Origin of the sequence: Sinorhizobium sp. BJ1 (assembly GCF_002531555.1) — a bacterium.
GTDB classification, from domain to species: Bacteria; Pseudomonadota; Alphaproteobacteria; order Rhizobiales; family Rhizobiaceae; genus Sinorhizobium; species Sinorhizobium fredii_B.
In genome coordinates this window covers 1-17,854 of sequence record NZ_NWTH01000059.1, presented here as the reverse complement: position 1 = coordinate 17,854, position 17,854 = coordinate 1, and the positions used below count along the sequence as shown (strand labels likewise).

17 protein-coding genes and 7 pseudogenes are annotated in these 17,854 nt (G+C 59.2%); 8 read left to right on the top strand and 16 right to left on the bottom strand.

Annotated features, from left to right (window positions below; genetic code table 11):
• Positions 1–111 precede the first annotated feature (111 nt).
• The 3 genes and pseudogenes from CO676_RS32715 to CO676_RS32705 form a co-directional block, all read right to left on the bottom strand.
• Entirely contained in the window at positions 112–372 is a 261-nt protein-coding gene (locus CO676_RS32715; protein ID WP_097524131.1) for a hypothetical protein, read from the bottom strand.
• Positions 373–422: 50 nt separating this feature from the next.
• Positions 423–639: pseudogene (locus CO676_RS32710) on the bottom strand (hypothetical protein).
• 12 nt (positions 640–651) lie between these two features.
• Positions 652–941, bottom strand: a pseudogene (locus CO676_RS32705) (hypothetical protein).
• Between the two features lie 507 nt (positions 942–1,448).
• Here CO676_RS32705 and CO676_RS32700 point away from each other — a divergent pair.
• From CO676_RS32700 to CO676_RS32690, 3 genes are all read left to right on the top strand, one after another.
• On the top strand, positions 1,449–1,790 hold the full coding sequence (locus CO676_RS32700) for a hypothetical protein (RefSeq protein WP_097524130.1): 342 nt from the start codon (positions 1,449–1,451) through the stop codon (positions 1,788–1,790).
• Between the two features lie 58 nt (positions 1,791–1,848).
• A complete protein-coding gene (locus tag CO676_RS36925; RefSeq protein ID WP_097524129.1) occupies positions 1,849–1,971 on the top strand; it encodes a hypothetical protein in 123 nt (40 codons plus the stop codon).
• Between the two features lie 164 nt (positions 1,972–2,135).
• Positions 2,136–3,914, top strand: a complete 1,779-nt coding sequence (locus CO676_RS32690; protein ID WP_097524128.1) for an SLC13 family permease — start codon at positions 2,136–2,138, stop codon at positions 3,912–3,914.
• Between the two features lie 47 nt (positions 3,915–3,961).
• Here CO676_RS32690 and CO676_RS32685 read toward each other — a convergent pair.
• From CO676_RS32685 to CO676_RS36915, 6 genes and pseudogenes are all read right to left on the bottom strand, one after another.
• Positions 3,962–4,125: pseudogene (locus CO676_RS32685) on the bottom strand (DUF3309 family protein).
• A gap of 516 nt (positions 4,126–4,641) precedes the next feature.
• Positions 4,642–4,761, bottom strand: a pseudogene (locus CO676_RS32680) (transposase domain-containing protein); the annotation flags it as partial.
• A gap of 114 nt (positions 4,762–4,875) precedes the next feature.
• On the bottom strand, positions 4,876–5,871 hold the full coding sequence (locus tag CO676_RS32675; protein WP_097524127.1) for a tyrosine-type recombinase/integrase: 996 nt from the start codon (positions 5,869–5,871) through the stop codon (positions 4,876–4,878).
• Positions 5,868–6,791, bottom strand: a pseudogene (locus CO676_RS32670) (tyrosine-type recombinase/integrase). The gene CO676_RS32675 and the pseudogene CO676_RS32670 overlap by 4 nt, the downstream one beginning before the upstream one ends.
• A complete protein-coding gene (locus CO676_RS36920) occupies positions 6,788–6,973 on the bottom strand; it encodes a tyrosine-type recombinase/integrase (RefSeq protein WP_280952077.1) in 186 nt (61 codons plus the stop codon). The pseudogene CO676_RS32670 and the gene CO676_RS36920 overlap by 4 nt, the downstream one beginning before the upstream one ends.
• A gap of 64 nt (positions 6,974–7,037) precedes the next feature.
• Positions 7,038–7,295: pseudogene (locus CO676_RS36915) on the bottom strand (tyrosine-type recombinase/integrase); the annotation flags it as partial.
• A 1,058-nt stretch (positions 7,296–8,353) separates the two neighbouring features.
• Here CO676_RS36915 and CO676_RS32660 point away from each other — a divergent pair.
• The 3 genes from CO676_RS32660 to CO676_RS32650 all read left to right on the top strand — a co-directional run bounded on the left by CO676_RS32660 (position 8,354) and on the right by CO676_RS32650 (position 10,709).
• Positions 8,354–8,701 carry a transposase gene (locus CO676_RS32660; protein WP_245424606.1) on the top strand — a complete coding sequence of 116 codons (348 nt, stop codon included), beginning with the start codon at positions 8,354–8,356 and terminating at the stop codon, positions 8,699–8,701.
• Positions 8,698–9,042, top strand: coding sequence for an IS66 family insertion sequence element accessory protein TnpB (gene tnpB, locus CO676_RS32655; protein WP_046117074.1), 345 nt, complete (start codon positions 8,698–8,700; stop codon positions 9,040–9,042). The genes CO676_RS32660 and tnpB overlap by 4 nt, the downstream gene beginning before the upstream one ends.
• A gap of 74 nt (positions 9,043–9,116) precedes the next feature.
• Positions 9,117–10,709 carry an IS66 family transposase gene (locus tag CO676_RS32650; protein WP_097524126.1) on the top strand — a complete coding sequence of 531 codons (1,593 nt, stop codon included), beginning with the start codon at positions 9,117–9,119 and terminating at the stop codon, positions 10,707–10,709.
• 46 nt (positions 10,710–10,755) lie between these two features.
• Here CO676_RS32650 and nhaA read toward each other — a convergent pair whose 3' ends face one another.
• The 7 genes from nhaA to CO676_RS32610 all read right to left on the bottom strand — a co-directional run bounded on the left by nhaA (position 10,756) and on the right by CO676_RS32610 (position 16,508).
• On the bottom strand, positions 10,756–12,072 hold the full coding sequence (gene nhaA / locus CO676_RS32645) for a Na+/H+ antiporter NhaA (RefSeq protein ID WP_097524125.1): 1,317 nt from the start codon (positions 12,070–12,072) through the stop codon (positions 10,756–10,758).
• Positions 12,073–12,117: 45 nt separating this feature from the next.
• Positions 12,118–12,930: a transglutaminase family protein gene (locus tag CO676_RS32640; protein WP_097524124.1), complete on the bottom strand. Its 813-nt coding sequence runs from the start codon at positions 12,928–12,930 to the stop codon at positions 12,118–12,120.
• Positions 12,931–12,941: 11 nt separating this feature from the next.
• Positions 12,942–13,217 (bottom strand): DUF1488 domain-containing protein, encoded by a 276-nt coding sequence (locus CO676_RS32635; RefSeq protein WP_097524123.1) that lies wholly within the window; start codon positions 13,215–13,217, stop codon positions 12,942–12,944.
• Between the two features lie 262 nt (positions 13,218–13,479).
• Positions 13,480–13,722, bottom strand: coding sequence for a hypothetical protein (locus tag CO676_RS32625; protein WP_348628087.1), 243 nt, complete (start codon positions 13,720–13,722; stop codon positions 13,480–13,482).
• Positions 13,712–14,092 carry a hypothetical protein gene (locus CO676_RS32620; RefSeq protein WP_097524121.1) on the bottom strand — a complete coding sequence of 127 codons (381 nt, stop codon included), beginning with the start codon at positions 14,090–14,092 and terminating at the stop codon, positions 13,712–13,714. The genes CO676_RS32625 and CO676_RS32620 overlap by 11 nt, the downstream gene beginning before the upstream one ends.
• 431 nt (positions 14,093–14,523) lie before the next feature.
• Positions 14,524–16,158 carry a chaperonin GroEL gene (gene groL / locus CO676_RS32615; RefSeq protein WP_097524120.1) on the bottom strand — a complete coding sequence of 545 codons (1,635 nt, stop codon included), beginning with the start codon at positions 16,156–16,158 and terminating at the stop codon, positions 14,524–14,526.
• Between the two features lie 47 nt (positions 16,159–16,205).
• Positions 16,206–16,508, bottom strand: coding sequence for a co-chaperone GroES (locus tag CO676_RS32610; RefSeq protein ID WP_097524119.1), 303 nt, complete (start codon positions 16,506–16,508; stop codon positions 16,206–16,208).
• A gap of 439 nt (positions 16,509–16,947) precedes the next feature.
• Here CO676_RS32610 and CO676_RS36575 point away from each other — a divergent pair.
• Both CO676_RS36575 and CO676_RS35565 read left to right on the top strand, forming a co-directional pair.
• Positions 16,948–17,329: pseudogene (locus tag CO676_RS36575) on the top strand (transposase); the annotation flags it as partial.
• A gap of 120 nt (positions 17,330–17,449) precedes the next feature.
• Entirely contained in the window at positions 17,450–17,611 is a 162-nt protein-coding gene (locus tag CO676_RS35565; RefSeq protein ID WP_097524118.1) for a Thivi_2564 family membrane protein, read from the top strand.
• The last annotated feature ends 243 nt before the right edge of the window (positions 17,612–17,854 follow it).

The following is a 17,854-nucleotide window of genomic DNA, read 5'->3' as shown; positions in this document are numbered from 1 at the left end:
CTCCGAATCATGGAGACCCATAGATTCAGATCATAAATAAATATGCAACTGTAATGCTAGGGACGCGTCGTACGGCGGCGCCTCCCGTCAAAAAGCACTACGGGCGCTTCTTCACAGGTGGAGGCGATCGCCGGCCAGCTTGGGAGTATTGAGTATACGCAGCGCCCGCACTGCATTTTTGGGGCTGAGCCCTTCCATCTTCCAAGGGCCGACCTCTGCAGTCTCTCCCGTGACGAGCTGATAGATCGTGTAGGTTCCGTCTCCGTCGAAACGGCGGCCGTACTGATCGAGCTGTCCGGATCTGTTCGGCGCGCCCCCTTCGGCTTCCCATGCGCTGATCGCGAACGCGTGCTCTTCGTGTTTGCTTTTCATCTGCAGCCCTCCTTGCGGCGGTCGCCTGCGCCACGACTGTGGGATGCTCCTCAGTGATCGGACGTTAGGCCCCGTTCAATCGGCTCCAGATTATCTTCGTTGCTCACTCGCTCCTGGCCGAGTTCATCATTGCGCATGCGATACTGGGGTGAGTTGTCCCTTAAAGGGAGTTTGGCGGTGATGTGATAGGTTTCTGCCGCACGGGGTGAAATATTTGCGCGCTTTAAGACGCACTGATAGACCGACCGGGAATCGATTAAGGCGCATTGAATGTTGCCTTTACGGTTGAGGTGACGGCGAGATTGCGTCTTCGTGGCGATCGACTGCAAAATGAGGCGTTCAAGTTCCTCGGGATCGATCGCTACAAGACGCATTCGGTAATTGTTCTCGGCCGTGGCTGGCAGCTTGATAAAGGTCGCCACACGGCGATAGGCGAGCCAGGAGATGCCTTCGATCAACTCCTCGTCCTCGTCGACTTGGTAGTCGCCAGGAGCCACCATCTCATCGAGGTCTGGCATCCAGAATGGTTGATCGAAATGGACCGTTCGATGTGTCGTCCGGGCAAACATGCTGCCCTCCTTTTCTGTGGCGTACGTGGGGCGCGAGATTCAGCCAGGATGGGCCGCTTGGCGCCAATTGCAGCGCGGACGGCTATTGTCGCTACAGCCTCATTGGACCAGGCCCGCAACAGCGGGCCTGCACTTGGAAAAGCGGAATCCAGATCGGAGCGTTTGGTCCATGCCATCTGATGAAGCAAAAAGCCAAGTTGGCTTCAAAACCATCATAATTCTCGTAGGCCGTGAATGTGGCTTTACCGTGTTCTTTAAGTAAAAAGTGTCTCTTCGAAAAACACTTGTTCGGTATTCTTTAAATGTAGGAGCGTTGATGTTCTCATCGCCGTCCTAAGATTTTCTGCTATCACTAGTTGAAAAGTATTATCTGGTGAACAGTTGAATTATTGTTTACTTTAGCTCTTTTAGGGCGCACTGTAGAAAATCTGGATTGCCATCGGCTCCTGGTCCGAGCGCGGGTCCGCAACGATCCCGATAATCAACCTGGTTAAAGGGAATGAAATCATGACATTCGATCAAGTCCTTGAACGGACAAAACCCTACGCGATCGGCCTAGTCGTAGGACTTTTCGCCGCGCCGATAATCGGTTTCAATGCTGGATGGATTACCACCACCACTGCCAGCACTCTGGCGGCAGAGACGGCCAGAGTGGATGCGCTTGCGGGCATCTGTTCAACGGCGGCAGGGCGAATGGCTACTGCCAGCAGCACCGACCTCGCAACATTTAAGGGCTACGACAACCGTGCAAAGCGCGACGAACTCGTAGCAGGCATTATGGCCGATATCCAAGTTCCAGAGGACGTCCTCGGCAAAGTCAGCACGAGTTGCAGTCGCTCACTATCCTGAAGCGCAGCGGACGCCGCGCAGCGGGCATCTCGACCAAACGAAACTCAGGAATTCAGCTATGAAAAATCTCATTCCCGCCCGCTTCTATACCTACGATTTCACGCGCTTGTTCGTATCGCTTGCCTTCACTCTGGCGGTTGCCGTGATTGTCTATTCGGTCCTGTTCGGAGGCATCCTGTAGTCGTCTGATCATGCGTGCGTCCGCCCTACGAAGCTGGAAAGCATCCTGGACGGACGTTCGGGATGCAGCGCGTTGAGCGGAAACTGGTAAGTCTTCCCGACATTAGCGCTTCATGCGAGTAAAATGGGCCTGGCAATTTGGAAGAGTTGGTCTGGACTTTATCCATGACACAAGCTCAGGCTTTCGCCTTCGCCATTCTGATCGGCCTGATGGTCGCTTTCATATGGGGACGGCTTCGCTACGACCTCATTGCAGTTCTCGCGCTGCTTGCCGCAGTTTTCACCGGCATCGTGCCGCACAAGGCAGCGTTCTCCGGCTTCGGGGACGACATTGTCATCATTGTAGCCAGCGCGCTTGTCGTAAGCGCCGCGATTGAGCGCAGTGGTGTCATAGGGGCATTCCTCCATCGCGTGGCGCCCAGTGTGACCTCGGTGCAGGCTCAGGTTGTTATTCTCGTGACGACCGTCTCGGTTCTCTCCGTGTTCATCAAGAATATCGGCGCGCTGGCGATGATGATCCCAGTCGCATTCCAGATGGCGCGCCGGTCGAAAGCTTCCCCTTCGTCCTTTCTCATGCCGATGGCGTTCGGTTCATTGCTTGGCGGGCTCATGACCCTCATTGGGACATCGCCGAATATTGTCGTTTCCCGGATGCGCGAGGAACTGACGGGCCGACCTTTCAACATGTTCGATTTCACTCCTGTCGGCGTGGGGCTTGCCGCAGCGGGCGTAGTCTTTCTGGCGTTTGGCTACCGACTGCTTCCGAGGGGACGCGAGGCGGTCCCGACAATGGAGAAGGCGCTTAGCATCAAGGACTACATGACAGAGGCACGCATTACTGCGAAGTCGACGGTTCTCGGCAAGTCGATCAGTCATTTGTCGACCTTGTTGGACGAGGAGGTCCTTGTCACCGGCCTTGTTCGCAACCGGGTCGAGCGCCTGATGCCACGGCCGGACGTCGTCCTTCGTCAGGGCGATATCGTTCTATTAGAAGGAGACCCTCAAGCGCTGGAGCGAGGCATCAGTCGCGCGCGTCTGGAACTGGAGGGGCACGACCGCCCCACGGAAGCAAAAGGAGTCGACGAGGAGATTGCCGGAATTGAGGTGGTGATCGGCCCGAGATCAGTCTTGATCGGGCAAACCGCCAAACGCTTGGCGCTACATGATCGCTTCAATATCAATCTTCTCGCGGTGAGCCGAAGCAGCAAGCGCTTCACCGAGCGCTTGCGCGACATCGCTTTAAGACCTGGCGACGTTCTCGTTTTGAAGGGCGATCTGGTGCTTCTCCCGACCAGGCTGATGGAACTCGGTCTTCTCCCGTTGGCCGGGCGTGAGATCCGCTTGGGGAATCCGCGAAAGGGCCTGATTCCGGTGGTGGTCCTGGCAGGGGCCATGGTACTAACGGCATTAGGCCTGCTGCCCGTTGCCACAGCCTTCTTTGCTGCTGCTGTCCTGACGGTACTGCTCGGTTCACTTTCGCTTCGGGAGGCTTACGAGGCTGTCGATTGGCCCATCCTGATAATGCTAGGGGCTCTCATTCCCGTGAGCCAGTCGATCCATACGACCGGTGGTGCCGACCTCATCGCCGGCGGCCTCGCTCAGCTCTCTACCGCCTTGCCCCCCTACGGCGCCCTTGCAATGATCATGGTGGCAGCAATGGCGGCGACGCCGTTTCTGAACAATGCAGCCACCGTTCTCGTAGTTGCCCCGATCGCCGTTACCCTTGCTCAGCGCCTTGGCTACAATCCGGACGCCTTTCTGATGGCAGTCGCGGTGGGGGCGGCTTGCGATTTTCTTACGCCTGTTGGACACCAGTGCAACACTTTGGTACTGGGTCCCGGCGGTTATCGCTTCGGCGACTATTGGAAGTTGGGGCTGCCACTCTCGTTCATTGTAGTCTTGCTGGCCGTGCCTCTGATCCTGTTGTTTTGGCCGCCAGTTTAGCGCTTAGCGCGTTTCAATTCTGATTTCAGGTTCACCGTGGCGTCGGCCTAAAGTCTGCCCGTAAGGACCAGAATGAGCAGAACGATCGCCACGACGCCGAGGACACCAATGCCGCCGTGCCCGTAACCGTAGCCATAGCCTCGAGTCGTCCACTAAACCTGCCCAAGAGAAATATTATAAGTATAATTAGGAGTATCATTCCCAAGGACATGTCTTTTCTTCATTTGAATCGAGTTCCATTTCCTCTCGATCGAAATGCCGTCCTCACCAATATTGAGCTCGATCGCCGTCTTTCCCGTCGCTCTTGAAAAGACTGACAAGCAAGGCCGCCGCAATGATGATATATGCACCAAATAGCAATATACGATATATAATGATTAATTAGAATTTCTATAATTGGCTAACAACTAGATGTATATTAGTTGAAAACAAGCAGGCTGGCAGTTGCCGCCGCTTCGAAGCAGTCGTCTGCTGTGCGATTGCGACGCGATTTAGCCCGCTTGATGTCCGTGCATGACTATGAGCGAGGTAGTTGCGAATGTCGACGAGTGTCCTGCTTGTCGATGGAGTAGAATCTCGCAAGGAACCGGAGGAGTGTCATGATTCCTCTAAGCAGACTGATCGAGCAGCTTCTGGGCATCGGCGCGCTTGTGCTGCTGGCGATTGGTTGCGCTCTCGTCCTTTGGCCCTTCCTGTCGGCGATAAGTAAGCGACAAGCCGCGGCCGTTCAGGCGGCGAAGTTCCACGGCATGAGTGCGTCGATTTCGCTGCTCGGCCAGCCGTTGGCGATGCGCTCGAGGGTCTGGGTGAGCCAGGCGACCGGATCGACGTTGTTCATTTTTGCCGTTTATGCCGACTGTCGAACTATGCCGAGCGCCTCTTTCACCGTGGCGGTTGAAACGTGCTTCTCTCGCCGTTTTGGTCGAAGACCTGTCGTCGGCACTCGGCATAGTTCTCATGCTCAGAGGGCGTTCAGGAATTCCAGAAGCCGGTCGTTCGGTCGAAATCGTTCGGCCTTTGCACGTTCATATGGCTTCAGCTTTGCAAGTGCGGTTTCCTTCAGTTCAAGATGGGCGTGAAGATAGGTCAGCGTGGTTTCGACCGTCTCATGGCCCAGCCATAGGGCGATGACCGAGCAATCCACGCCCGCCTGAAGCAGTTCCATGGCAGCGCTGTGCCGCAAAACATGGGGTGACACCCGCTTCGAGCGAAGGGAGACGCTGTGCTCGCGCGCTTTGGCGACATATTTGTTCAGCAGCGCCTGCACACCGTCGGCGCTGAGCTTGCCGCCGTGCATATTTGGAAAGAGAGCCGTTGCACCTCGCTTGGTGGGCTCCTTGAGCCAGTAACGAAGGGCTTGCTGTGCAACCTTGGTGAGCGGCGTGCTTCGCTCTTTGCGGCCCTTGCCAACGCATTGCACGTGCGCACCGTGGCCGAGCATGTCTCGGTCAAGGTCGATGATCTCCGAGACCCGCAACCCCGTTTGGGCGGCCAGCAATAGTAGAGTGTAATCGCGGCGTCCCATCCATGTGCTTCGATCCGTACAGTCCAGAATCGCTTCAATCTCAGGCCTGGTGAGAAACTGAAGCTGTCGCTTGTCACATCGCTTGCTCGGGATCGCGAGCACCCGCTGAATATGGGCACTATGCGCCGGCTCCTCGAACAACGCATATCGGAAGAAAGACCGAATAGCGGTAAGGCGGAGATTGCGTGTCCTTACCGAGGTGGATCTCCTCGTCTCAAGATCCTCCAGGAATGCGCCGATGAAGGGCGCATCCAGCTCCCGCAATGTCAACTGCGACGGAGACTTGCCAAGGCGCCTCTTCGCGAACGCAAACAGGAGCCGGAAGGTATCGCGATAGGAGGCGATAGTGTTGGAACTGACGCATCGATGCTTCATGAGCCGATCCGTGAACCATCGCTCGATCAGCACGGCCAGATCATTCGTGCGTCTCATGATCGAACCTCCCAGCGCTTATCCAGTCGTCGCGCAGCATGAGTCATCAGCTCAGGTGCGGCGGTTAGGTATCAATAGGTGTCGCGAACATTGGCATGGCCGAGGAAGGTCGAGAGAATCGGCAACTCGCGCTCAACATCCTCGCCAGCACGATACCAGTTGATCAGGGTCTGGACGGCAAAGCGATGGCGCAGGTCGTGAATCCGTGGGCCATCGCGCTGCCCCTCCAGCCGCAACCCGACCTGCCGAGACAACTGCCAGAAAACGCGGTGCACGTATTGATGCAGCAATCTGCCGCCCTGCTCGGCGACGAAGAAATAGGGGCTGCGCGGCATACCGAGGTGTGCGTCGCGCCGGGCGGCATAGTCCGACAGCACAGTGGCTGTCGTGGCATGCAGCGGCACCAGTCGCGACTTGCCGAACTTCGTCTCGCGAATGGTGAGGATCCCCTGGTCGAGATCGACGTCGTCCCGGAGCAGGCCGAGCGCTTCGGAATGGCGTAGTCCGGCTACTGCGATCAGCCCGAACAGGCAGTGATATGTCCAGCGACGAAGGGCGTTGGCTGGCGGCAGCGACAGTGCCGCCGCCAGAAGCGCCTTAATCTCGGCATCGCTGTAAATGTAAGGCTTTGCCCGCCGCGCCGGCCGCACGGCGTCGCGCGGTGGCACTTCCGTCAGAGGGTCGAAATGAACGAGGTGCTGAGCAAAGCAGCGCACATCAGCCAAGCGGATAGACCAGCTCGGCTGTCGGCCAATCAACGTCACCCACTCCATTGCCAACTCAGTCGTGATGGTCTCGGCGCCGCGAGCCTCCATGAAGGTGACGAATTGTGACAATCGTCGCGCAGGGCCATGGTACTTGTATTCCAGCCCTTGGCGCATGCCTACGTAGCGCTCGAGCGCGGTGCGAAGCTGGCTCATTGGACACCTCCCGGCCAGGACAGGCTCAGTTCGCGTAGCTTCTCGATATCGAGCTTGGCGTAGATCCGTGTGCTGTCGATGCTCCGGTGGCGGAGCAATTGGCCGATCTCCGCGAAGCTGGCTCCCGACCGCAACAGATCGGTCGCGAGGCTGTGGCGGAAGAGGTGCGCCGTGATGCGCATAGCCATTAATGCCGGCCCGTTCGAGTGCTTGCTTCGCGATCATCGTGATAGCGCAGCCGGAGGCAAAACCGACATGCGGAGCGAGTGTCCGCAGAAATAGCCGACGACACGGTGAAGCCGGTCGCCCATGTCGGATATAAGTGACGATAGCTGTGCCAACGTCGTGGCGTAGCGGCATCATCGCTTGTCGCCGCCCCTTGCCGTGTACGAGGATCGTGCCTGACTGCCAGTCGATATCGTCAAGACTGAGGACGGCAACCTCGCTGGCGCGCAAGCCGAGCTTGGCCAGGATCATCAGAACCGCATAGTCCCGATGACCCATCGCAGTCGTTCGATCGCAGGCATCGAGAACCTGCTGGACTTTCTGTGGCGGCAGGAAGGTTGGCAGGCCCGCAAGCCGCCAGCGGCGGATGGACGGCACGCAATCGGCCAAGGCCGCCGAAATGAAGCCCTTCAGATGCAGGTAGCGTAGGAAGGCGCGCACCACGCCGCACATCGCCTTGCCGCTGTCGGCGGAGCCATTGAGCGCATGTCGCTCGACATAACCGATGACGATCTCCGGCGTAAGCGCTGCAAACCCATTTGCGCCAGCAGGACAGACCTCCCTCAGAAATCGGTGTGACAGCAGCTTGTGGCTTTCCACCGTCGAGGTGGCGAGCCCTCTCTCATTCGTGAGATAAGCTGCGAACACATCGATAATTTGCTCGTGCTCTGTGCGCTCAATCGGGAGGGCGGCTGGTATTAGGCCTTCTTCCCGTAGTGCGGAAAGCAAGCGCCGGAGTGCCGATCGGTCGCCCGCGTCGGGGCTCCAGTGTTTGAAGCGGTGCCCAAGAAACTGATCAACATGAACTTCGCTTAAAGCTTGGGGGTCATGTCCGCTGCCAACATGCCAGTCCATCAGCTCGCGAAACAGGCTCAGCGATCGCCAGGTGCATTGTCGACCCAAGCCTTCATTCGACAATCTGCCAGCGTAAACGCGCGCAAACTCCCCATACCGCCCGTGGATCAGCTTCCGATACAGTGTGCTGCGCTTCAAATAGTCACTTGCGTTCATCTATCCTCTCCTTCGCGTCAATTGCGACGGAGGGACCCTACGCTATGCCGATCGGGGTACCGCTATGTTACCGAAAACGTTGGCAAAAACTTGCTTAATCGGCATAGTTCGCCGGTCGGCATAAACCGCCTTATGCCGAGCGCGGCATAATGCCGTCTGCAGCAGTGTCGCGATGGTTGCCCAGCTTCTTCCGCCGCCGTCGCTGTGTAAGCGGCAAGCAGACCCCGTCTGGCGGAAGGGGTGAGCGGTCGGATATCGGTAGCGGACACGATGAGCTGCTGTGAGCTTCTATGTCTGCGCCTAGTTCTGGAACTAGAACCTTCCATATGATCGAAGCTGTTGCCGACCGCCTTGAGGGTGCGCCGCGGCAGCTTCGCCGGCGCTGGTCGGATGAGTTCAAGGCACGGGCGGTGGCGGAGGCATTGGAGCCAGGCGCGAGCGTCTCGGCGATCGCGCATCGGCTCGGCATTCACCCGTCGCAGCTCTTTGGCTGGCGTCGTGCAGCCTTAGACGCTCGGAAGGTTCCCACGGAACCGGCGCGTTGCGAGGTAGTCGCGGCGTCTGCTGGCGAAGCGGTGATCGAGATCGTCATTGGCGATGTGATCGTGCGTGCTCGCGCTGACGTCAGTGAGGCGCACTTGCGGCGGGTGATCCGAGCGGTGCGGTCGGCATGATACCCTCCGGCGTGAAGGTGTTCCTGGCCAGTCATCCGGTCGACTTCCGCAAGGGTCCCGACAGCTTGCTGTCGCTGGTGCGGGACGCCGGCAGTGATCCGTTCAACGGTGCGCTATACGTCTTCCGGGCCAAACGAGCGGATCGAGTGAAGATCGTCTGGTGGGACGGCTCCGGCGTCTGCCTTTATGCCAAGCGGCTGGAAAAAGCGCAGTTCTGCTGGCCGCGGATCGGTCATAACCGGGTTCAGCTCAACCATGCCCAGCTTCTGGCGCTGATCGATGGCATGGATTGGAAGCGGGTTCGCGCCGTGCCGGTCAAGCCGCCGGAGATTGTTGGGTAAAAGCCCTGCGGCGAAGTGAATCAGCGGCCTGAAAGGACAGGAAAACCGGAGCAAAATGTGCTCTGGTCGAACCGATGACGCCGCCCGATCTCAACCTCCCAGACGACGTTGAAGCGCTGAAAGCCATGGTGCTTGCCATGGCCGAAAAGGCGGCGCGGGCCGATGCGCTGCAGAACGAGGTCGCTGATCTCAAGGCGCGCAATGCCGATGCCGATGAGCGCATCGAACGACTGACGCAGATCCTGAAAGCCTTCGATCGCGCCCGCTTCGGCCGGCGATCGGAAAAGCTCGGCTCCCCAACCACCGACGACGAGCAGCAGGCCTTTGTCTTCGAGGAAATCGAGACCGGCATCGCCGCGATCAGGGCACAGGTCAACAAGGGCCGCGAGCGCCCAGAAGGCAAACGTCCGCCGCGGCCACGCAAGGGCTTCGCACCCCACTTGGAGCGGGTCGAAGTGGTGATAGAGCCGGAGGAGCTGCCGGAGCATGCCGGCAAGCAAAAGGTGCTGATCGGCGAGGACGTCTCGGAGCGGCTGGATGTGGTGCCGGCGAAGTTCCGCGTCATCGTCACCCGCCGCCCGAAGTATGCCTTCAAAAACGAGGACGGCGTCATCCAGGCGGCGGCGCCGGCACACATCATCGAGGCCGGCATTCCGACGGAAGCACTTCTGGCGCAGGTCGCCGTCTCCAAATATGCCGATGGCCTGCCGCTCTACCGGCAGGAGGCGATCTACGCCCGCGACAAGGTCGAGCTCGACCGCAAGCTGATGGCGCAATGGATGGGCAAGCTCGGGTTCGAGCTGGAGATCCTCGCCGACTACCTCTTTGATGAGATCAAGAAGGGGGAGCGGATATTCGCCGACGAAACCACCTTGCCGACGCTCGCTCCCGGCTCCGGATCGACAAAAACTGCCTGGCTTTGGGCGTATGCCAGGGATGATCGACCATTCGGAGGCAGTGGGCCGCCGATGGTAGCCTATCGCTTCGAAGATAGCCGAGCCGGCGAATGCGTCGCCCGGCATCTGAACAGCTATCGCGGCATTCTGCAGGTGGATGGTTATGCCGCCTACAACAAGCTGGTCCGCTCCGATGGCGGCAATGACGGCGTCACATTGGCTGGCTGCTGGTCACATAGTCGGCGGAAGTTCTACGAGCTGCATGCTGCGGAAAGCTCGAAGGTCGCCACGGCGACGGTCGAACGGATGGCCACGCTATGGCAGATCGAAGAAACCGTGCGCGGGCAAAGCCCTGAGGCCCGTGTCGCGGCGCGCCAGCAGGCCTCTGCGGCGGTGGTCGCCGAGCTCTTCGCTCTCTGGCAGCAGACCCTGCCGCGGATCTCCGGCAAATCGAAGCTGGCCGAGGCGATCCGTTACGCCATCTCGCGCCGCAGCATGTTCGAGCACTTCCTGACCGACGGCCGCATCGAGCTCGACTCCAACATCGTCGAGCGCGCCATCAGGCCACAGGCGATCACGAGAAAGAACTCACTCTTCGCCGGCAGCGACGGCGGCGGAAGAAGCTGGGCAACCATCGCGACACTGCTGCAGACAGCAAAAATGAACAACGTCGATCCGGTCGCCTGGCTCACCCAGACCCTCGAGCGCATCGCCAACGGCTGGCCGAGCAGCCAAATCGACGCACTCATGCCGTGGAACTACGCCGCCTGAACGGCCTCAACTTGTCGCTTACGATTTGGTTCTCAACTTAATCAATTTACTGTCGTCTTCCAGGAGACGTCAGCCAGGTCAGCGCCACAAAACCGAGTGCTGCCGAGATGACGGAAGCGCCGAGAACGCCGAACTTGACGGAGTTCAGAAGCTCCGGCTGGAAGGCAAGCTCGGCAATGAACAGAGCCATGGTGAAGCCGATCCCGGTCAGCAGGCTTCCGGCTGCCAACAGACTCCAGGGTAGCTCGTCTGGACGAGTCCCGAAGCGCAGTTTCACGGCCAGCAAACTGAAGAGCACAATGCCAACGGGCTTGCCGACCACGAAGGCGGCGACAATTGCGATCGTAAGGGGAGTGTCGAAGTTTGCGTCGGCTATCGGGACGCCCGCGTTAGAGAGGGCAAAAAACGGCATGATCACGAATGCGACCCAGGGATGGAGAGCAATCTCAAGACGCTCGATCGGCGACAGTGCCTCGCGGGTCGCGACGCCTGCCCGGTGGAGGTCGCTACGTGCTGCCGTGCCGCGGCTCCAATGGTTGCCGGGCGGATAGGCGCTCACGCGGTCGAGTATAGCATGGAGGCGGGTGTCGCTTATCCAACTGCGCGCCGGCGTCATTATCCCAAGAATCACTCCGGTAAGCGTCGCGTGAACGCCCGATGCGTCGAATGCCAGCCAAATGCCGGCACCTATCGCGAAATAGACGGGAATGCTGCGGATGCCCAGACGCGCGATTCCAGCTACGACGACAAGGCCGAGACCGGCGGTTCCGAGTGCAAGCCAATTCAAGGTTTCGCCATAGCCGATCGCCACGACAAGGATAGCGCCGACGTCGTCGAAGATCGCAAGGGAGAGCAGGAACAGCCGCAAGCTCCCTGGTATGCGCGAACCGAGCAGGGCAAGGCATCCGATGACGAAGGCCGTATCGGTGGACATCACGGTGGTCCAGCCGCTCGCACCCGGCCCGCCGCCGACAAGCAGCGAGAACAGACCGGCCGGCACCGCCATCCCGCCAAAAGCAGCGGCGACAGGTAGTGCGGCCATACGCGGGTTGCGTAACTCCCCCAGCACCAGCTCGCGCTTCAGCTCAAGGGCGATGACGAAGAAAAAGAGCGTCATCAGACCGTCGTTGATCCAGTGCTTCAGCGAACGGGAGATCTCAACGTCGCCAACTCTGACGCCCGCAGGCATCTCCCACAAGGCGAGAAACGACGACGACCACGCTGTGTTTGCGAGGCTGAGCGCCAAGAGTGTGCTGAGCAACAGGACAATGCCCGCCGTAGCCTCGATGCGGAGAAACCGCATGAACGGCTTGGTGAGCCGATCTGCGGGTTCCCTGGGAAGCCGTGAGAGGCTGTCATTCATGCCGTGAACCGCTCCTGCGTTTTGATCGGCAAATGTTCCCAGCGGCTATTGCAAGGCCGGCACCTCATAAGTCCACACCCGGAACGACTTCAGGACGTGTGGCCCGAACGAGTTGATGAGGGGGACATCGGCCGCGTCACGGCCGCGCGCAACCACGATCCGGCCCACACGCGGCGTATTGTTGCGCGGATCGAACGTGTGCCATTCATCGTCCAGGAAGACTTCGATCCAGGCACTGAAATCCATCGGGTCGACGACCGGGACGCCGATGTCGCCGAGATGACCGTTGATATAGCGTGCGGGAATGTTGAGACAGCGGCAAAGCGTCACCGCAAGATGCGCGAAGTCGCGGCAGACACCAACGCGCTCATGAAAGACTTCGAAGGCCGTCCGCGTCGACCGGGCCTGCATGTAGTCGAAGCGGATATGCTCGTGGACGAAATCGCAGATCGCTTGCACACGACCCCAACCGGGTGTTACCGCGCCGAACATGTCCCAAGCGCTCTGGCTGAGACGGTCGGTCTCGCAATAGCGGCTGCCCATGAGGTAGGCGAGGCAATCGTCCGGCAATTCCGGCACTGGGAGTTCCTGGGCGGCTGGCAGCACTTTGTCCGGTTTGCCGTCGTCCTCGATTGTGGCATCGCCCCATATCGTCAGGTCACCCGCCGGTGCGACAAGCCGCCGGCATCGGTTGCCGAAGAGATCGCGATAGGTCGACGTCGGCACTTCGGGGGCGGTGAATGTCGTTTCAGGAACCCGGATATCGGCCGCGCGATCCTCGTGGACCGACAGCAGGCATATCAACGCGGCCGGTTGCTGGAAGTTCAGCGTGATCTCATAGCCGTAGCGGATCAGCATCTGGATCCATCCTAACGGAAATCGGCGGCGGTCAGTGTGTAGAAATCGCGGCGGCCACCGGAATAGGCCTTGCGTGCGACATCGTAGATGGACAGGCGCAACGCGTCGAAAGCAGAAAGGAGCTTCGATTCCGAGATTTCCGACGTGCCCAATTCGGGATCCGCTATCACCAGTGCCTCGGCCTCGACGAAGAACCGCACCTCGAACATACCGTCATGGCCGATGAAACGGACGGCGTTTCGCTTTTCATCGAGGCTGCGGCTCGCATTCGGAAATAACAGCGTCATCCTCAGCGAGCCTCTGTTTCGCGCGACGCGGGCCGCGCTGGTGCCGATAAGCTGATCCGCTTTATCCGTCGCTCTATATAGCGGAGGTCATCGTCGACACGCGCCGGTGCACCTATGGACACGTGGTAGATCCGCCAGGGGCGATCCATTTCAATGTGGCGGCCATGTTCCATTAGCTCGGGGGCTGACGTCCCACCTTCATTTTCCCAGATGCTGATCGCAAGCGCATGTCGCCGGGCTTCAATTTCATTGCGGTGGGCGTTCATGGTGGTGGCCTTTCATCAAGATTTTCGATGGTGTCGAGCCTGCTTGAATGGATCGTGCTCCCATCACCGTCGGTGATGGTCACGCCGTCCGGACGCTGCGGCATGTCGAGCGTCCTCAAAAGCTCCAGGGCAATCTCTATCGCCTCGTCGAGATCGGCAGCTTCCGCGGGCCGACGATCGCATGCGCGTCGTCCGCATCCCGAATACGGTAGAACGCAATCACGATCTTCATCGGCCATTGGGCAGAAGGTCGTAACCGTCAGTTCTTGCCCTGTCGAGCGAGGCGCTGCCGTTCGCACCCGGCTTGATCTGGTTGCCGAACGTCTTTGCGATGAGAGTGGCGCCTTCATCGGCGGACGATATGCGCACCGGTTCGAGCCCGTCCTGCGTCGTCACCCGCTCATGACGTGCGTCGTCGTTTCGAATGCGGTATTGCGGCGAACCGCCGCTCGGCGGGAGCGTGCCGGTGATGTGATAGATGTCCGCCGGCAAAGCCGATCCACGATATCCGCGCTTCAGCCGAACAGCTTGACCGACGGTAAAGAGATGTGGGGCGGCGTCGCGGCGGACCGGACGGCCATTGCGTTGCAGAGTGTTTGTAGTGGTCATAATTGCTTGTAGTCCTTTTTTGGAGTGCGGCTTCGAGATCAGCCGGATTGGTCGGCATCATGTATTGCGTGGATCTTGGATGGCCCGCGGGCATATGGATGAAGGCACGAGACGTTGCCCGGCACATGGGAGGCGTCTGCGTAGTGCGACTGGTCATGACGGCGCTCCGCGCAGAAGCACACGAGGCGGCCTCGCATCCTCTGCCCAACCGAAACGATCCGTGTTCAGCGCTCGAGTGTCCGTGCCAGGTTCGAACGAAGCGACACTGCGCGTCCGATCGGCTGCATCAAAGTTCGTGGTGAATGGCGGGTCCTCTGACGCCGCGAAGCCAAATTGGCTAGTGCAACCAAATCAACGAGTTTCTTATATGTGGGCCTCAAATCCCTTTCAAACAAGGTCATCCGTGCACCAACGCCGGTCAGGCACTGTTCTCAGTATCCCATGCCGCCCATGCCGCCGTTACCGGCCGGCCGTGCAGATTCTCTTGAGGGAATGTCGGCGATCATCGCTTCGGCAGTGATCAGAAGTGCCGCGATTGAGCCGGCGTCCTGCAAAGCGGTCCGCACGACCTTCGCCGGGTCGACGATGCCGGCTTTGATCATATCGACATAGCTCTCCGTCTGCGCGTCAAAGCCCTGGTTGTAATCCCTGCTGTCGGTGAGTTTTCCCACGACGATCGAGCCTTCGACACCGGCGTTCTCGGCGATCTGCCGGATCGGGGTTTCAAGCGCCCTGAGCACGATCGAGATGCCCGCCGTGACGTCCGCATTCGCTCCGGTCAGTCCGACCAGGACCGACCTGGCGCGCAACAGGGCAACACCACCGCCAGGAACAATGCCTTCCTCAGCCGCGGCGCGCGTGGCGTTCAGCGCATCGTCGATGCGATCCTTCTTTTCCTTGACCTCGATTTCGGTCGCGCCGCCGACGCGGATGACCGCGACTCCGCCGGCGAGTTTCGCCAAGCGCTCCTGCAGTTTTTCCTTGTCATAGTCGGAGGTCGTCTCCTCGATCTGTGCCTTGATCTGCTGGATGCGCGCCTGGATGGTCGCTTTATCGCCGGAGCCGTCGATGATCGTGGTGGTGTCCTTCTCGATCAGCACGCGCTTGGCGTGGCCGAGCATGTCGAGCGTGACGTTCTCGAGGTTGATGCCGAGATCTTCGGAGATCAGCTGGCCGGCCGTGAGGACGGCAATGTCTTCCAGTATGGCCCTGCGGCGGTCGCCGAAGCCCGGCGCCTTGACGGCCGCGACCTTCAGGCCACCGCGCAACTTGTTTACGACCAGCGTCGCCAGAACCTCGCCCTCGACATCCTCGGAGAGGATCAGCAACGGTTTGCCGCTCTGCACGACCGCCTCGAGTATCGGCAGCATCGCTTGCAAATTGCCAAGCTTCTTTTCGTGGATGAGGATGTAGGGGTCCTCCAGTTCCACGCGCATCTTCTCGGCATTGGTGACGAAATACGGCGAGAGATAGCCGCGGTCGAATTGCATGCCCTCGACAACGTCGAGTTCGGTCTCGGCCGTCTTGGCTTCCTCGACGGTGATGGCGCCTTCATTGCCGACCTTGTCCATCGCCTTGGCGATCATCTCGCCGACTGTCGCGTCGCCGTTGGCGGCGATGGTGCCGACTTGGGCAATCTCGCCCGAGGACTTGACCTCCGTGGCGCGCGCCTGGATTTCCTTGACGACAGCAGCGACACCGAGGTCGATGCCACGCTTGAGATCCATCGGGTTCATGCCGGCGGCGACGAGCTTGGCGCCTTCGCGCAGGATGGAGGCAGCGAGCACGGTCGCCGTCGTGGTGCCGTCACCGGCGAGGTCGTTGGTCCTGGAGGCCACCTCGCGCACCATCTGCGCGCCCATGTTCTCGAACTTGTCGGCCAACTCGATTTCCTTGGCAACGGCGACGCCGTCCTTGGTGATGCGCGGCGCGCCATAGGCCTTGTCGATGACGACATTGCGGCCCTTGGGACCCAGCGTCACCTTGACGGCGTTGTTGAGCAACTCGACACCGCGCAGCATGCGATCGCGCGCATCAGTGGAGAATTTAATTTCCTTAGGAGACATTATGTTCGTCCAGTTCGGTTTCGAGATGCGGGGTCGGAAATCGACCGTCAGGCAGCTTTATTGGCCGCGACGGTCTTTTCGACGCTGCCCGCGATGTCGGCCTCGTTCATGATCAGTTCCTCGTCGTCGACCTTGACATCGGTGCCGGACCATTTGCCGAACAGGCCGGCCCTAACGTCGAGCGGAATCAGCTTGCCGCCTTCATTTCCCGTGCCCGGACCAACGGCGATCACGTCGCCTTCCTGCGGCTTTTCCTTGGCAATGTCGGAACTGAAGATCCCGCCCTTGGATTTGCGATCGCCTTCCGCGCGCCGGGTGACGACACGGCCATGGAGTGGACGGAATTTCATAGAGATTCTTTCTGCGGTCGGCGCTTAGGGCGACTGCAATCCTTATATAGCACGATTGGCACTCGATTGATAGGAGTGCCAAGAAATATTATTTATACAATGAAAAAATATAAGTCAATAATTCCGACCAATGCCGTCGTGAGTTAACAGAAATAGAAGATATTATATCTCGCTCCATACCTTTATATTTTGTTTATCTAAGAATTTTTTGATGTGAATTCGTGGGAAAACCTTGGACTACGCATTGCTTGGAACCCCAATCGAGGCGTGGAGGTGGAAAGCCGAAGCAGGAAAAGGCTCCACCCAAAGCTGAGAGCATATTAGGCAGGCGTTCGTGCACGGATCGTTTATTGGTTTGGATTAGACAAGAGGCTTGCCGGCCACCCTACGACGCAGGACGGACCCTGCATTTTCTTGTCGACAGCACCGTCCTCCGGATGGCGCCAGATCCTGTCGCAGATGGCGCAAGCTGTATCTGGCACGGGATGCCGACAGCGGTGAGATCATTGCCGATACCCTGACGGTTCAGGACACTTGCGATGACTCTCAAGTTGAACCACCCTCGATCAGATGGGCGGTCCGATCGGACAGTTTACTGCCGACGGTGCCTATGACGGAAAGCCAACCTACGACACGTCATCAATCACAGCGCTGCTACCCCCATAATCATTCCGCCACGCGCCAACGCGGTCAGAAGCAATCTACGGTCGACCTCCCGGCAGAAGGGACAGCATATCGCCCTCAGCAGAGACGCCCGGATGAAATGGCAGGCCTCCAACGGTTACGGCAAACGCTCGCTTGTCGAGACCGCCATCGGGCGCGCCGATGGGACGGGCGCTAGCGTTCTGTGTCGCGTGCGCGCCGCCTTCACTTTATAGAACTCAGCCATATTTACACCTTAACTGCCGGAAGGCGGTTCCTTCAACAAGGGGACCTGGGGCATGTCCATCATAATCAGCATCCTGACCACGGTCCTTGTCATCGCCTTGGTGCTGTACCTCGTGCAAAAACTTCCGATTGATTCGACGATGAAGCAGATGGCTCAGATCGTCACTGTAGTCGTCGGCATAGTCTCATTGCTCAGCTCGCTGGACGTATTCTGATTAGCGCACGGGCCTTGCCACTACTCGACTCACCCGACGCCACCGGCCGGGAGTGCTCTCAGCCCGCTTTCCCGCCTTTGCGGTGCGGATTGGCCAAGGCGTCAACACATACCTGCGCGCCAGAAGGGTTGCAATTCGCAAAGGCTCATTGTCGGACTGCTGAGCCAGCTCGCTTGAGCCGGTGCTAGAGCCCGTCCGTTTTAATCGGGGTCATATCCTGCTGCGGCGAAATAGTTTGCACAT

Excerpts from the sequence above, each read along its gene's own strand:
- CO676_RS32715 (WP_097524131.1), bottom strand. The coding sequence starts at position 372 with ATGAAAAGCAAACACGAAGAGCACGCGTTCGCGATCAGCGCATGGGAA.
- CO676_RS32700 (WP_097524130.1), top strand. The coding sequence starts at position 1,449 with ATGACATTCGATCAAGTCCTTGAACGGACAAAACCCTACGCGATCGGC.
- CO676_RS36925 (WP_097524129.1), top strand. The coding sequence starts at position 1,849 with ATGAAAAATCTCATTCCCGCCCGCTTCTATACCTACGATTTCACGCGC.
- CO676_RS32690 (WP_097524128.1), top strand. The coding sequence starts at position 2,136 with ATGACACAAGCTCAGGCTTTCGCCTTCGCCATTCTGATCGGCCTGATG.
- CO676_RS32675 (WP_097524127.1), bottom strand. The coding sequence starts at position 5,871 with ATGAGACGCACGAATGATCTGGCCGTGCTGATCGAGCGATGGTTCACG.
- CO676_RS36920 (WP_280952077.1), bottom strand. The coding sequence starts at position 6,973 with ATGCGCATCACGGCGCACCTCTTCCGCCACAGCCTCGCGACCGATCTG.
- CO676_RS32660 (WP_245424606.1), top strand. The coding sequence starts at position 8,354 with ATGATCGAAGCTGTTGCCGACCGCCTTGAGGGTGCGCCGCGGCAGCTT.
- tnpB (WP_046117074.1), top strand. The coding sequence starts at position 8,698 with ATGATACCCTCCGGCGTGAAGGTGTTCCTGGCCAGTCATCCGGTCGAC.
- CO676_RS32650 (WP_097524126.1), top strand. The coding sequence starts at position 9,117 with ATGACGCCGCCCGATCTCAACCTCCCAGACGACGTTGAAGCGCTGAAA.
- nhaA (WP_097524125.1), bottom strand. The coding sequence starts at position 12,072 with ATGAATGACAGCCTCTCACGGCTTCCCAGGGAACCCGCAGATCGGCTC.
- CO676_RS32640 (WP_097524124.1), bottom strand. The coding sequence starts at position 12,930 with ATGCTGATCCGCTACGGCTATGAGATCACGCTGAACTTCCAGCAACCG.
- CO676_RS32635 (WP_097524123.1), bottom strand. The coding sequence starts at position 13,217 with ATGACGCTGTTATTTCCGAATGCGAGCCGCAGCCTCGATGAAAAGCGA.
- CO676_RS32625 (WP_348628087.1), bottom strand. The coding sequence starts at position 13,722 with ATGGCCGATGAAGATCGTGATTGCGTTCTACCGTATTCGGGATGCGGA.
- CO676_RS32620 (WP_097524121.1), bottom strand. The coding sequence starts at position 14,092 with ATGACCACTACAAACACTCTGCAACGCAATGGCCGTCCGGTCCGCCGC.
- groL (WP_097524120.1), bottom strand. The coding sequence starts at position 16,158 with ATGTCTCCTAAGGAAATTAAATTCTCCACTGATGCGCGCGATCGCATG.
- CO676_RS32610 (WP_097524119.1), bottom strand. The coding sequence starts at position 16,508 with ATGAAATTCCGTCCACTCCATGGCCGTGTCGTCACCCGGCGCGCGGAA.
- CO676_RS35565 (WP_097524118.1), top strand. The coding sequence starts at position 17,450 with ATGTCCATCATAATCAGCATCCTGACCACGGTCCTTGTCATCGCCTTG.